The following is a 13,327-nucleotide window of genomic DNA, read 5'->3' on the forward strand; positions in this document are numbered from 1 at the left end:
GGGTCGCGGAGTGGGAACGGTGCTGTGCCGCGCCCGTACCCCTAAAGGTCTTTCAGCAGTTGGGCGGCCTTCTCGGGGACGATGTCGTTGATGAAGGCGCCCATCGCGGACTCCGAGCCGGCCAGGTATTTGAGCTTGTCGGCGGCCCGGCGGATGCTGAACAGCTGCAGGTGCAGGTAGCCGAGGTCGCGGCCCTCGCCGGTGACCGCCTGGTGCCAGCCCGAGATGTACGGCATCGGCTTGCCGAAGAGCGCGTCGAAACGGCGCAGGACATCCAGGTAGAGCGGGGCGAAGGCGTCGCGTTCGGCGTCCGACAGGGCGGGGATGTCGGGCAGGTGCCGGTGCGGGGCGACGTGCACCTCGAAGGGCCAGCGGGCCGCCGCCGGGACGTAGGCCGTCCAGTGCTCGTTGGCGGCGACCACCCGGGCACCGGACCGTTGCTCGGCGGCCAGGACGTCGGCGTAGAGCGAGTTGCCGGTGGCCCGGTGGTGCTTGGCCGCGGCGGTCAGCATCAGCCGGGTGCGGGGCGTGACCATCGGGTACGCGTAGATCTGTCCGTGTGGGTGACTCAGGGTCACGCCGATCTCGATGCCACGGTTTTCGAACGGGAAGACCTGCCGCACGCCGTCCATGGCGGACAGCTCGGTGGTGCGGTCGGCCAGGACGTCGACGACCGTGCGGACCCGGGCCGGGGTCAGGGCGCCGAAGCTGCTGTTGTGGTCGCTGGTGAAGCAGACCACCTCGCAGCGGCCGATGCCGGGACGGACCGGGACGAGGTCGGTGACCTGTGAGATCTCGTCGGGGTGCACGCGCTCGCTGAACGACGGGAACTGGTTCTCGAACGTCACCACGTCGTAGTCGGGCGCCGGGATCTCGGTGGCGAACTCGGGGGTGGACGGGCACAGCGGGCACTTGTCGCTGGGCGGCAGGAACGTGCGGGTGTTCCGGTGTGCGGCGACCGCCACCCACTCGTCGACCAGCGGGTCGTGCCGTAGCTGGGACGCGGCCGGCGGGGTCGGCAGGTCGCGCTTGTCCGGCCAGGCGTTGCGGTCGTGGCCGGCGGTCTCGTCGAAGTAGACGAGCTCGCGGCCGTCGGACAGCCGGATCGGGGTGCGCTGCGCGATCGTCACGAGGCGCTCACCACGACGAGCTCGGCCACCTGCTCGAGCAGCACGGCGCGGGCGGAGTCGTCCAGGCCCTCGTCGGTGATCACGATGTCGGCGCGCTCCAGGGGAACGATCGACGAGATGCCGACCGTGCCCCACTTGGTGTGATCGGCGAGGACGACCAGGCGCTCGGCCGCCTCCACGAGGGCTCGGTTGACGTCGGCCTCCATCAGGTTGGGCGTGGTGTAGCCGGCGCGCTCGCTCATGCCGTGCACGCCGAGGAAGAGCATGTCCAGGTGCAGGGTGCCGATCGCGGCGACGGCCACCGGGCCGACCAGCGCGTCGGAGGGTGTGCGGGTGCCGCCGGTCAGCACGACCGTCTGGTCGGGGCGGCCGGCCCGGTAGAAGATGTCGGCGACCGGGATCGAATTGGTCACCACCGTCAGTGACGGGACGTCGACCAGGCGCTGGGCCAGGCCGGCGGTGGTGGTGCCGGCCGAGAGGGCGATCGCGTCGCCGGGGGACACCAGCGCGGCGGCCCGGACGGCCATCGCCGCTTTCTCCCCCTGCTGCCGGACCGACTTGGCGGCGAAGCCGGGCTCGTGCGCCGAGCCCGGACTGACCGTGGTCGCTCCGCCGTGTACCTTCGCCAGCAGCCCGCGGTCGGCGAGCGACTCGAGGTCGCGGCGGATGGTCATGTCGGAGACGCCGTACTCGGCGGCGAGCTCACTGACGCGCACGCCGCCCGCGGCGCGCACCCGATCGAGGATGGCAGCCTGTCGCTGCTGCGCGAGCATCAGCGACACGCCGCGTTACGATACGGGAACCGAACTATTTCGCACACACCTGAACACTACCTGGCTGTCGGCTGTGTGGAAAAGGGTGACGTCAGATACCTCGTCCGCGCTTGTGCAGAGCCGACAGCACGTTCTCCACCTTGACCGCCCCGGTCATGGCGGCCAGCGCGATCGCGGTGCGCGGCTCTTTCCAGTTGGCGCGGACCGCCTCCTTGCTGAACTGCCAGGCGGCGCTGCGGTTGCCGGACGCCGCGGACCAGCAGGCCAGCTGGCCGTAGACGCGGGCGGCGCCCGGGCGGCAGCCGCTGATCTCCGGGTGGCGTTGCATCATCCAGCGCAGCGAGGAGATCTTGGTGGCGTACTCGTACGCGTAGTGGCTGGTGCGGCCCCACAGCACCCGGACCAGGGGCTCGTCCAGGTGCACGATGGGCCGCCGCCGGGCCGCCCTCAGCAGCAGGTCCCAGTCCTCGTTCTGGCTGCCCGGGGCGTCCTCGGCGACCATGCCGACCGCGTCCTCGGCCAGGGCCTCGCGGCGCATCAGGAACGACGACGAGTGCAGCATCGCCATCCGGGAGCGGGCCAGCTCGTCGATCGTGACCCGGCTGCGCCCGGCCAGGCGGGGCGTGACCTTGTCCTCGTACTCGACCTCGATCGCGCAGGTCGCGAACTCGGCGTCCGGCTCGGCGAGCAGGGCTGCAACCTGCCGGCGGAGCTTGTCGGGGCGCCAGAGGTCGTCGTCGTCGCAGAACGCCACCAGCTCGGTGTCCAGCGAGAGGATGCCGGTGTTGCGGGCGCCGGCCAGGCCGGGGGTGCGCCAGTTGGTGAGCACCAGCACCTGGGTGCCCTCGGTGCAGGCGAGCAGGTAGTCCGGCTCGGTCTGGTCGTACACGACGACCACCTTGACCTCGCCGGGGTAACGCTGGTCCCGGACCCCGGCGATGGTCTTGCGCACCAGCTCGGGGCGGTTCCGGGTGGGGATCACGACGCCGACGGACGGCCAGTTCATCACGCCTCCTTCTGGGAGAGGGGGTATCCGTACGCCCGGAGTATCGGGCCGCACACGGTGCTGACCATCCGGCGCTGGGCGGGTGGCAGCGCGGACCGCCACGCGTCGTCCCGGCGCAACTGCACCCGGCCGACGGTGAAACGCATCGGGTTTCCGGCGGCGCTGTGCCCGACACCGAGATCGGCCTGGCCGGGCCCGAGAAAATCCAGATCCTCGGGTACGAGGCTCAGCCCGGCGAAGCCGGCCAGCCTTTGCAGGGCGGCCCGTGGGTCGGTGAGGAGCTCCTCGTAGCGGACCCGTTCGACCGCGACGCCGCGCCGGGCGAGCAGGCCGAACGCGGCGTTGTGCGCGTTCCAGAGCAGCGCCGAGCGGCCGGGGGAGTAGCGGGTCATCTCCTCGGCGCCGTCGGTCTCCGGCCGGGCGACGGTCTTGGTCCACGAGTACGCCACCCCGCGCGCGTCCCGCACCACGTGCACGACACGCAGGTCCAGGTCATCGGCGAAGCGCAGCACGTGGGCCAGGGCGCTGTGCTTGGACGAGTCGACCACCACGCTCGAGCCGGACACCTCGGCAGCCGCGGCGTAGACCTTGGCGTAGTAGCCGGCGTACTCGCGCACCTCGTCCATCGGCATCTGCCCGGCGGCGAGCCGGGGGATGTGCCGGGTGCGCTCCACCAGGTCCTGAAGGGCGTGCACGCGCGCCACGTCGACGTTGCCCCAGCCGTTGAAGGCGCGTTCGCCGACCCGCTTCCAGAACGTGCAGGCGGCGAACCTGGCGCCGCACCCGCAGCGCTCGTTGTCGAGGATGTCGCGCTGCCACAGGTGCACGATCTCGCCGAGCGCGCAGACCGACGGGAGCTCGCCGAGCAGTCGTTCGACGAGCGTGGTCCCGCTGCGGCCCAGACCGCCGAGGTAGAGCACTCGTGCCACTTTGTCCCGCCTTCGCTCGTTTCGCTCCTATAACGAGCGAAGGACGTTGAAGGAGGCGTGGAGTGAGCGTTGAGGCATTCGACCGGGTTCAGCTGGACGGAACGGGATTCGACCGGATCACCGAGTGCGAGGTGGTCGCCGTGGTGCGCGAGGCCATCGCATCCGGCCGAGGCGGACGGATCATGACCCCGAACGTCGACATCCTGCGGCAGGCGCAGGTGAACAAGCGGGTACGCGGCTACCTGGACGACGCGGACCTGATCGTCGCGGACGGGATGCCGCTGGTCTGGGCCAGCCGGCTGAGCGGCACGCCGCTGCCCGAACGGGTCGCGGGCAGCAGCCTGATCTGGTCACTGTCCGCGGGCCTCGGCCGGGACGGGCGGTCGATCTTCGTGATCGGCGGCAACCCGGCCACGGCAGAGGCGGCGGACGGCGCGACCAGGGCGGCGCGGCGGCTCGCCGAGGACTGCCCGGGACTGCGGATCGCCGGGACGCTGTGCCCGGAGTACGGCTTCGAACGGGATCGCAAGGTCTACGCCGAGTTCCGGGCCGCCGTGACCGCCGCACAGCCGGACCTGGTCTTCGTCGGCCTCGGCTTCCCGAAGCAGGAGAAGGTCATCACCAAGCTGCGCGAGGGCCTGCCGGACACCTGGTTCATCGGCTGCGGCGCGGCGGTGAACTTCGTCGCCGGGGACGTGGACCGCGCGCCGCGCTGGATGCAGCGGACCGGCCTGGAGTGGGCGCACCGGCTGACCACCGAGCCGGGGCGCCTGGCCGGTCGCTACCTCAAGCACGACGCGCCCTACGCCCTGCGGCTACTCACCGCGGCGGCCACGCGCCGCTGAACCGGGCCCGCCGTGCGGGGGAATCTGGTCGAAGTACGGGTCCTTGGTCATCTTCTTGAACGACTGGAAGGCGGCCTTGTCCCCGGTCAGCTGGAACTGCTGATTCGGCCCGTTGCCCTCGGGGTCGGACTCGAAGTAGGCGACCCCCTTGATCTGCGGGTTCGCCTTGAACGTCCGGGCCGCGTCCTTCAGCCACGCGGCCCGGCTCGACGAGCCCCACGCCTTGGCCACCCCGAACTCGCCGACGATGATCGGCTTGGGCCGCTGCGCCGCCCAGGTGAGGAACGGGCCCATCAGCTGCCCGATCGGCTGGAACTTGCTGCCGGCGTAGACGTCCACGCAGGTCCAGTCGACCTGGTCGTCGCCGGGGTAGAACTCGGGTGCGTTGCCCCGGACGAAACCCTCGGCGGTCGGGCACCACACCCAGGACACGTTCGTCGTGCGTTCCTCGGCGAAGATCCTCCGGACGTACTTCCAGGCGGCGATGTAGTCGGCGCCGGACCACATGGTGGCCTGCAGGTTGGGCCGATCCATCTCCCAGCGCATCCGCAGCAGCACCGGCTTGTCCACCTTGCGGATCGCGCGGGCCTGCTCCCGGATGGTCCGGTCGTGCTCGCCGTCCACGATGGACCGGTTGTCGCCGGTCGCCCAGCTGATCATCAGATCCGCGCCGGTGTTCAGGAACTCCTGGTCGCTCTCGGTGCCGACCATCTGCTCGAAGCGGCGGTACGTGTTCAGGATGTTCAGCCGCCGGCCGAGGTCGTCCTCCAGCCCGTTCACGGCCTCGATCCGGCCGGCGTGGGTGAGCGACTCGGGCTTGATCCAGGCGCCCAGGTAGGCGCCCTTCTCCGGGGCCTCGAACGGGCCGGCCTCGAACGGTCCGGGATTGACCGCGACACCGGGCGGAGGCTTGCCGAGGTCGGCCGAGGGCGCCGGGGCGGGTTGTTTCTGGTCCGGGGTGGTGCACCCGGCGACCAGCAGGACCAGGACCAGGACGAGCGCGAGCCGCCTCATCCGACGCGCCGTGCCGCGTAGAGGACGTTCACCGCGAACGCGTCGGAGCCGGGGAACCTCCGCGCCGCCGCGTCCGCCGCCCGCGCCAGCGGATGCTCGTGCAGCGACGGGGTGAGCATCGAGAAGCCGCGCCGCTCGACGATCTCGAACCCGTGCCGGCCCAGCAACTCGCCGACCTGCTGGTGGGACAACTCGGCGAACCACTGCTTCCCGCTGTGCCGCCGCGCCCGCAGGTGCCGGACCGACCGGGCGTTGCCGTGGTTCTCCACCACCAGCATGCCGGACCGTGGCGTGGGCAGGACCTTCGCCGCGAAGGCCAGCGCCCGGTCCCGCACGCCGGCGTCCACGTTGAGCAGCAGCCGGAACATGGTGACGATCGCGGGCAGCGCGGCGGGCACCGGCTCGGGCACCGGGCCGTCCGCCGCAACCTGGTGGAACTCGGCCCGCGAGCCCACCTCGGCGGCCTTGGCCATCATCTCGGCCGAGGTGTCGTAGCCGTGCGCGGCCCGGACCAGGCCGTGCAGCGTACGGATGGCCCGGCCGGTGCCGCAGGCGAAGTCGTGCTGCACCGGCGGCCGGCCGTCGAACTCCCGGGTCACCAGGCCACGCAGGTACGCCCGCTGCCGCTCGTTGATGCGGGACGCGTAGGTGTCCGGCGCGTAGGTCACACTCTCGTACTTCTCGACAGCCTCGGCGTCCTGGAACACCTTGGTGTAGTCGGTGGACACGGTTCCTCCTCAGGGGGGCGTGCGGCGGAATCGGAAGGCGGTCAGCGCCAGCCGCTCACGGAACAGCCAGGCGCCGAAGCAGAAGGCCGGCACGGCGATCGCCAGTGCCAGCGAGAGAGCGGCCGGTCCGTAGCCGAGCACCGTGGTGACCAGCCGGGGCAGCACCCCGAAGCACGCCACGGACAGCGCCGCGGCGGTCAGCGTGCCGGCGCCGAACGGATGCAGCCGCGCGTGCCGGGCCACCTGGAGCAGCGGCAGCAGGTTGTTCGCCAGCATCGCGCCGGCCAGGCCGAGCGCCGCCCCCATCGCGCCCAGGCGGGGGATCAGCAGCAGGTCCAGCCCGATCGTCAGGCCCAGCGCGACCAGCACGTTGGCGAGATTCCACGAGGTGCGCCCGGCCATCGAGAGCACCATGTCGACCATGCCGCATCCGGTCGCCACCAGCATCGCGCAGGCCAGCACCACGACCACCGGCGCGCCCGCGCGGTACTGCTCGCCGAACAGGCCCAGGTAGATCGGGGCGAACAGGATGACCAGCAGGTTGATCGGCCAGGTCACCAGGACCAGCCAGCCGGTCGCGGTGCGGTAGAGGTCGTTGGCGGTGTCCCGGTCGCCGGTCGCCAGCGCCTCCGCCAGGCGTGGCTGCACCGACTGCGAGACACCCTGGTTGGCGAACTGGATCAGGATCACGAAACGGCCGGCCACCGCGTACACCGCGGCCGCGGCGAGCCCGCCGAGCGCGGCGACCAGCAACACGTCCACCCGCTGCACGGCGAGCTGGGCGACGCTGGCCAGGGCGCGCGGCGCGGTGAACCGCCAGAACCCGCGACGCAGCTCCCGGCGCTCGACCCGGCGGGTGCGCGACTCGTCCGGCCGCCCGGCCCGGTACGTGTTGCGCAGCGCGAACGCGGCCAGGATCGCCACCGGCAGATAGGGCACCGCCCAGGCCAGCGCGAACATCGGCAGCTCGACCGTTGTCCACAGGGCCGCGACGCCCGCCCCGGCCACCAGCAGCAACTGCAGCGTGCTGCGGAGGACCCGGTCGAGCATCACGGTCGGCCGCATCAGACGGTAGCCGCGGGTGGCGGTGAGCAGCACGTCGGCGAGCGCGGACAGCGGCAGGAAGACGGCCAGCACCCGCAGCCCCAGCACGTGCTCGGCGAACACGTGCGGCGACTCGTCCGCGGTGAGCCGGGCCACCGCCGGGGCGGCCAGCCACAGGGCGGCGCCGATCAGGCCGGACAGCAGGATCACCGGGGTCAGCCCGGTACGCAGGCAAGAGCCGAGCAGCTGGGTGCGCCCGGTGGCCCGCAACCGGCTGAGCCAGTAGACCAGGCCGGTCTGCGTACCCAGCTTGGCCAGGCCACCGCCGAGCACGAACGCGGCGGTGGCGGCGAAGAACGCGCCGGCCTGTTCGGCGCCCAGCGACCGGGCGACGATCCAGGTGACCAGCACGCCGGTCGCGCCGGCCAGCGCCATCCCGGCCATGTTGGCCAGCCCGCCGCGGGCCGCGCCGTGTCTGCCCTTCTCGGCGATCGCCGTGGCGGTCACCGGGAACGCCAGACTGGTAGGCGGTCCAGCCACATCGCCAGCGCCTCGTCGTGCGAGGAGTAGTGCGAGGTCAGTTCGGCGCGGATCCCCGGGTCCATGTCGGACTGCCGGGGGCGGGCGTTGTGCCGCTCGAACTCCGGCCGGTCCAGGTGCGTCGGGAGGCCGAGGTAGGTCAGCACCTCGTCGTACACCTCCTCGGGATGGCTGAAGAAGCGTTCGCTCTCCACCACGTGGATCCGCTCCCGGCCGACGTGCTGGGCCATCACGCCGAGGTAGCGGGCGTACTCGCCGCGGCCGCGGTAGGCGTGGTGCTGGTGGGCGAAGCTGTAGTAGCCCGGGTCCTGGGCCAGCCGCTCCTCCTGGCGGTGCAGCCGGGCCGGTTCCAGGGCGAGCGCGTTGCCGAAGTCGCGTTCCCGCTCGAAGCCGCGCGCCACCTCGTGGTGATGCTGCGAGTACGCGCGCTCCACCGGGTCACGGACCAGCACGATCAGCTTGGTGTCCGGCAGATCCTGGGCGATCCGGGCAACCGCCTGCGGGTGGTACATGTAGTACGGGCTGGACTCGAAGGTCTGCGCCGGCACCCCGTACCGCTGCTGGATCTTGTCGGCGGTGCGCTGCAGCGGGAAGTGCGCGCGGTACCAGGACATGCCCCGGCGGTAGGACGTGTCGAAGTAGTGCACGCCCTTGTGCAGCACCGCCTTGAGGATCGCCGGGTGCGCGGCCAGCGCCCGGTACAGCGACGTGGTGCCGCACCGCTGGCCGCCGCAGATCAGGAACGACGGCTTCATCCGGGCCGGCGAGGTGAGCCGGCCGTACGACCGGGATCCCAGGTGCACCACCCGCTTGACCGGCAGGGGCATCTTGCGTACGTCGATCATCTACAGCTCCTCGACCCGGCGGATCAGCACCGGCAGCAGCCAGGTACCGAGCACGCCCAGGCGGGCGCCGGCCTCGGCCTGGCGATCGGTCAGATAACGGGCGGCCAGGTCGACCAGGTAGAGCAGCGCGGTCAGCTCACGGGCCTCCGGCGCCACGGCGAACGGTGCGAGCAGTTCGGCGGCCTGGCGTACGGTCGCCTCCACGGCGTCCTTCGCGTCGCCGGTGGACTGGATCCGCCGCTGCAACGCGTGGTGCACGGCGTCGAAGCCGACCGGCACGCCCTGCGCGAACCGCTCCCAGTCCCAGACCAGCAGCGCATCGGTCAGGTTGGCCATGTTCCACGGGGCCCAGTCGCCGTGCCACGCCCCGTACCGGAAGGTCGTCGCCCCGGACTGCCGCACCAGAAGCTCGGCCGCCGCACCCAGCGCGACCCCCTCCGGCCGGTCCTGCACCGACGCCAGGCGGGCGCGCAGCTCGGTCCAGTACGGGCTGCCGACCAGCTGCCCCGCGGTGTATCCGCAGCACCCGGCGATGTCGACCATCGCCGCGGCCAACCGGCGCGGGGTCAGCGGGGCACGCGGCAACCACACCGGCAGCGCCGACTGCACCAGCACCTGCAGGCCGCGCCACTGCCCGGCGTGCAGCACGGTCGGCACGGTCAGCTTGGTCAGCCCCGAGCGCTGCAACGCGATCAGCGCGTTGGTCTCGGCCCGGACCAGGCGCTGGGTGAGCGGACCGGTGCCCAGCTTGCCGAAGCCGAACGTCTCGCCCTCCGGGCTGATCAGCTGCAGCACCGGTTTACGGTTCGCCCGCGCGGGTCCGATGTGGATGCTCACGGCCAGCTCACGGCCGAGCGCCTCGCGCAGGTGCCCGTCGACGCTCTCCGGCCCGGTCACCTTGATGCGGTCGCGGAGCAGGACCCCGGACGCCCCGGTCCGCAGCGCGGCGACCACCGCGTCCCGCTTGAGCCGGGCGGCGCGCGACTGCGGTTCGGCGTACCGCCGGACGGCGGCCGCGGCGACCTTGCGCGACCCGGCCGGCACCAGCAGGCGCGGCCGGCGCGCGTCGGGCACCACGTAGTACTCCGCGACCTGATCACCCTCGCCGTTGGTGGGATAAAGGAGGTCGATGACCTCGGTCAGGTACTGCGCGCGGAGTGCGGCGTCACCGGCTGTCAGCGCTGCCGGAGCGGTCTTGACTGGACTCATGCATCCCCCTTCAGGGCTCGTTTCCCAACGAGCCCTGCGTCGTTGCGCCAGAGCAGCGCGAAGGCCAGAACCATGAAGGCCAGGGGGGTGGCCAGCGAGTTGTACCAGAGCATCGCGGAGAACGAGGTGACGATCGAGGCGCTCGCGGCGATGCCGATCGGGCTGCGGTCGCGGCGGAACCGCCACAGGCCGTACAGGAAGAAACCGAGGTAGCCGATCGTCCCGGCGGCGCCGTGCGCGAACATCAGCTGCCACAGCTGGCCGTTGCCGCCGACCGTGAAGTTGCCGCAGCGTTCGCAGCTCGCGCTCTCGCCGACGGTGATCGAGTTGCGGCCGCCGATCGTGTTGCGGGTGGAGCCGTACCCGATCACCGGCGAGTCGAGGAAGCCGTCGATCGCCCGCTCCATCAGGAACGACCGCACGCCGTTGGACTTGCCGTTGTCCAGCCGCGCGTTCACCGTGTCGCCCAGCGGGCTGGCCAGCAGTGCCACCAGCAGGGCGGCCCCGGCGACCGCGACCGCGCCGATGATCCAGAGCTTGCCGAGCAGCACGTAGCGGAAGGCGACGTAGAGGATCAGCACGCCGAGGCCGATCCACAGGCCGCGGTTCAGCGACACCACCGCGGGGGCGATCGCGATGCCCAGGCAGCCGACGGCGAACACCTTGGGGCCCAGCCGCTTGGACGCCCAGGCGGCGACCACCAGCCAGCCGGCCAGCAGGCAGAAGTTGTTGCCCCAGGTGTTGGTGTAGCCCCACGGCGCGGCCGGGCGGGGCTTGTCGCCACCGACCAGGTCCATGATCTGCGCCGCGTACGGATGGACCAGTGACTGCACGAAGCCCTTGCTCCGGACGCTCTGCGGCAGCAGCCACTCCACCGGCGAGGTGAACTCGAACGACCCGGCGAACATGCCCAGCAGTCCGCCCCCGACGGTCACCACGAACAGCCAGCCGAGCAGCTTCACCAGCCGGCGCCGCGGCAACTCGGTCTCGGTGAGGTTCCCGGCGTAGAGCAGCAGGACGGTCATCGTCAGGTAGAGCGTCAGCCGGTAGCCGACCGAGATCAGCCGGTCCGAGGCGTGCTCGGCGACCGTGCCCGGCGGGTCGACGCCGAGCGCCGCGACGCTCACCACGACCGCCGCCAGGAACAGCCCCCACCAGGCGAACCCCGGCGGCATCAGCAGCCGTCGCCCGCCCGCCCGCCGCTTGAGCAGCATGACCAGCATCGGGAGGGCCATGATCGGGAAGATCAGCACGCCCAGCCCGAGAGCCCACCACAGTGGATAGAGCGCCAGGATCGCGGTGATCGGCCAGGCCGGGAGGGGAGCGAGGGTCTTCTGCGTCCGTAAGGGCGGGGCGAGGACCGTCACTCGTCCTTCTCGCCGTCCTGCTTGAGCGGCGCGAGCTCGATCACCGCGGTCGGCGGTTCGTCCACGCTCTTGCGGGGCGCCGGGCGGTTGGCCAGGCGCATGGTCTTCTCGGCGTCCAGGATCGCCGTGTCCTCCGGCGACGGGCCGCGGCTCTGCATCGGCGGGGTCAGCGCGACGGCCGGCGGGTGGATCTCGGCGGCGCGCAGCCCGGTCAGCCGCGGCAGCACCACCGCGCCCAGCAGCGGGGTGCCCACCCGGCGCAGCTGCTCGGCCGCGTCCACCAGCATCGGGCGGCGCGCCTTGCGCAGCTCGACCGCGAGGATCGCCGCGTCGGCCAGGCTGGCCAGGCTCTGCGCGTCGGCGCTGCTGCTGGTGGACGGCGCCTCGATGACCACGTACCCGGTCTGCCGGCGCAGCGCCTCCAGCGTGTCCCGCAGCCGTTGCGACTGCATCAGCCCGGCCGCGGTCGCCGCGCCGCCGGTGGTGATCACCCGCAGCGACGGGATGCGCGGGGTCCGTTGCATCGCCCGGCTCAGCGCGGTCCGCCCGGCCAGCAGGTCGGAGAGGCCCGGCACGGCGTTGACGCCGAGCATCCGGGCCAGCGGCGCCGCGTCCACCATGCTGTCCGGCAGGTGCGCGCCGATCAGCACCACGTCGCTGCCGGTACGCGCCAGCGCGGCCGCCAGGTTCGCCGCGACCAGCGTGCTCGCCGACCCGCGGCTGGCGCCGGTCACCACGATGATCTTGTCGCTCGGGTCGAGGCTGGCCAGCACCTCGTTGCGCAGCCGGTTGAAGACTCGCCCGCCCGGCCCGTACGGCTGGAGCACGTCGTCGAAGTGCGGCGTGGTCCGCTCGTCCAGCGCGGCCAGCACCGGCATCCGGGCCCGGTCCCGCACGTCCGCCGCGGTCCGTAGCCGGCGGTCCAGCCGCTCCCGGGCGAACGCCAGCACCAGCCCGGCGAGCAGGCCGAGCATCGTTCCGGTGGCGATGTTCACCATCGCGTTCGGGCTGGTCGGCTCCTCCGGAACCCGGGCGTCACTGATGATGCTGCCGGCCGCCACCGTCGTCGTGGTCAGCTCGTTCAGCCGCCCGGTCATCGAGTTCAGCTGGTTCTGCGAGTTGCTGCGCAAGCTTTCCAGGTTGGCCCGCTCCGAGCTGCCCTGCAGGGAGTTGGCCAGCCGCCCGTTGATCGAGGTCAGGTTGGTGGTCAGCTGCCGGATCTTCAGCGACAGCGACTTGATCTGCGAGTCCAGGCCGCTGCGCGCGGTCTGCTCCCGGTTCCGCAGGTACGCCTCGGCGAACGCGTGCGACCCGGCCTGCGCCTTCTGCGGCGTGTCCGCCTCGAAGCGGATCACCAGCACGGTGGTGTTGGCCGGTACCTCCACCGAGACGTCGTGCGCCAGTTCGAGCGGGTTGACCCCGCTGCGCAGCAGGGCGGCCGCCTTCACCGCCACCGCGCCCGAGCCGACCAGTTGCGCCTCGGTGTCCAGGTTGATCGAGCCCTTGGTGCGTCCGCCGGACTGGTTGGTGTCCTGCTCGACGGCCTGCACCAGCACCGACGTGCTCGACTCGTACACCTTGGGCAGCGTGCTGGTCAGCGCCGCGCCCAGGCCTAGGCCGGCGCCGGTCGCCGCCAGCACGACCCACCAGTGGCGACGGACCATGCCGACGTAGTGCGAGAGGTCGGCGGATCCGGGGCGAGTCGCTTCCATCGGTTCGGCGGCCCTTTCGGGGGTGAGTTGTTCGGTCGGCAGATCGGGCGTTTCGCCCCACGAGGGGTAAACGGGCTTTCTGCGTTCGCGTAACTCATTGAGCCGAACTGGTCTTGATTCAAGGAAAAAGACAAGATCGATGTCGTAGGTGGGTGGGTGGTGCTGACCGTCGCTCCCGCCGAGGG

General features: G+C 71.7%; 12 protein-coding genes. 1 reads left to right on the forward strand and 11 read right to left on the reverse strand.

Annotated elements, in window-relative coordinates; genetic code table 11:
- Nucleotides 1-41: 41 nt before the first annotated feature.
- From galT to QSK31_RS18340, 4 genes are all read right to left on the reverse strand, one after another.
- Nucleotides 42-1,130, reverse strand: a complete 1,089-nt coding sequence (galT, locus tag QSK31_RS18325; protein WP_285685330.1) for a galactose-1-phosphate uridylyltransferase — start codon at nucleotides 1,128-1,130, stop codon at nucleotides 42-44.
- Nucleotides 1,127-1,903 carry a DeoR/GlpR family DNA-binding transcription regulator gene (locus QSK31_RS18330; protein ID WP_285685409.1) on the reverse strand — a complete coding sequence of 259 codons (777 nt, stop codon included), beginning with the start codon at nucleotides 1,901-1,903 and terminating at the stop codon, nucleotides 1,127-1,129. The genes galT and QSK31_RS18330 overlap by 4 nt, the downstream gene beginning before the upstream one ends.
- A 91-nt stretch (nucleotides 1,904-1,994) precedes the next feature.
- Nucleotides 1,995-2,909, reverse strand: a complete 915-nt coding sequence (locus tag QSK31_RS18335; RefSeq protein ID WP_285685331.1) for a glycosyltransferase family 2 protein — start codon at nucleotides 2,907-2,909, stop codon at nucleotides 1,995-1,997.
- Nucleotides 2,909-3,838: a sulfotransferase gene (locus tag QSK31_RS18340; protein WP_285685333.1), complete on the reverse strand. Its 930-nt coding sequence runs from the start codon at nucleotides 3,836-3,838 to the stop codon at nucleotides 2,909-2,911. The genes QSK31_RS18335 and QSK31_RS18340 overlap by 1 nt, the downstream gene beginning before the upstream one ends.
- Nucleotides 3,839-3,900: 62 nt before the next feature.
- On the opposite strand from QSK31_RS18340, the gene QSK31_RS18345 reads away from it, so the two are divergent.
- Nucleotides 3,901-4,683, forward strand: a complete 783-nt coding sequence (locus QSK31_RS18345; protein WP_285685334.1) for a WecB/TagA/CpsF family glycosyltransferase — start codon at nucleotides 3,901-3,903, stop codon at nucleotides 4,681-4,683.
- Here the strand turns inward: QSK31_RS18345 and QSK31_RS18350 are convergent.
- From QSK31_RS18350 to QSK31_RS18380, 7 genes are read right to left on the reverse strand one after another with little or no spacing between them, the layout of a single operon-like run.
- Nucleotides 4,654-5,697: a glycoside hydrolase family 26 protein gene (locus QSK31_RS18350; protein WP_285685335.1), complete on the reverse strand. Its 1,044-nt coding sequence runs from the start codon at nucleotides 5,695-5,697 to the stop codon at nucleotides 4,654-4,656. The genes QSK31_RS18345 and QSK31_RS18350 overlap by 30 nt on opposite strands.
- Nucleotides 5,694-6,425: a class I SAM-dependent methyltransferase gene (locus QSK31_RS18355; protein WP_285685336.1), complete on the reverse strand. Its 732-nt coding sequence runs from the start codon at nucleotides 6,423-6,425 to the stop codon at nucleotides 5,694-5,696. Before QSK31_RS18355 ends, QSK31_RS18350 begins: the two co-directional genes overlap by 4 nt.
- 9 nt (nucleotides 6,426-6,434) lie before the next feature.
- Nucleotides 6,435-7,976, reverse strand: coding sequence for a lipopolysaccharide biosynthesis protein (locus QSK31_RS18360; RefSeq protein WP_285685337.1), 1,542 nt, complete (start codon nucleotides 7,974-7,976; stop codon nucleotides 6,435-6,437).
- Nucleotides 7,973-8,851, reverse strand: coding sequence for a sulfotransferase (locus tag QSK31_RS18365; RefSeq protein ID WP_285685410.1), 879 nt, complete (start codon nucleotides 8,849-8,851; stop codon nucleotides 7,973-7,975). Before QSK31_RS18365 ends, QSK31_RS18360 begins: the two co-directional genes overlap by 4 nt.
- 3 nt (nucleotides 8,852-8,854) lie before the next feature.
- Nucleotides 8,855-10,063, reverse strand: coding sequence for a hypothetical protein (locus tag QSK31_RS18370; RefSeq protein WP_285685338.1), 1,209 nt, complete (start codon nucleotides 10,061-10,063; stop codon nucleotides 8,855-8,857).
- Complete coding sequence (locus QSK31_RS18375; RefSeq protein ID WP_285685339.1) at nucleotides 10,060-11,430, reverse strand: O-antigen ligase family protein; 1,371 nt, start codon at nucleotides 11,428-11,430, stop codon at nucleotides 10,060-10,062. Before QSK31_RS18375 ends, QSK31_RS18370 begins: the two co-directional genes overlap by 4 nt.
- On the reverse strand, nucleotides 11,427-13,142 hold the full coding sequence (locus tag QSK31_RS18380; RefSeq protein ID WP_285685340.1) for a Wzz/FepE/Etk N-terminal domain-containing protein: 1,716 nt from the start codon (nucleotides 13,140-13,142) through the stop codon (nucleotides 11,427-11,429). The genes QSK31_RS18375 and QSK31_RS18380 overlap by 4 nt, the downstream gene beginning before the upstream one ends.
- Between the last annotated feature and the right edge of the window lie 185 nt (nucleotides 13,143-13,327).

Source organism: Actinoplanes sp. NBRC 103695 (genome assembly GCF_030269485.1).
Classification (GTDB): domain Bacteria; phylum Actinomycetota; class Actinomycetes; order Mycobacteriales; family Micromonosporaceae; genus Actinoplanes.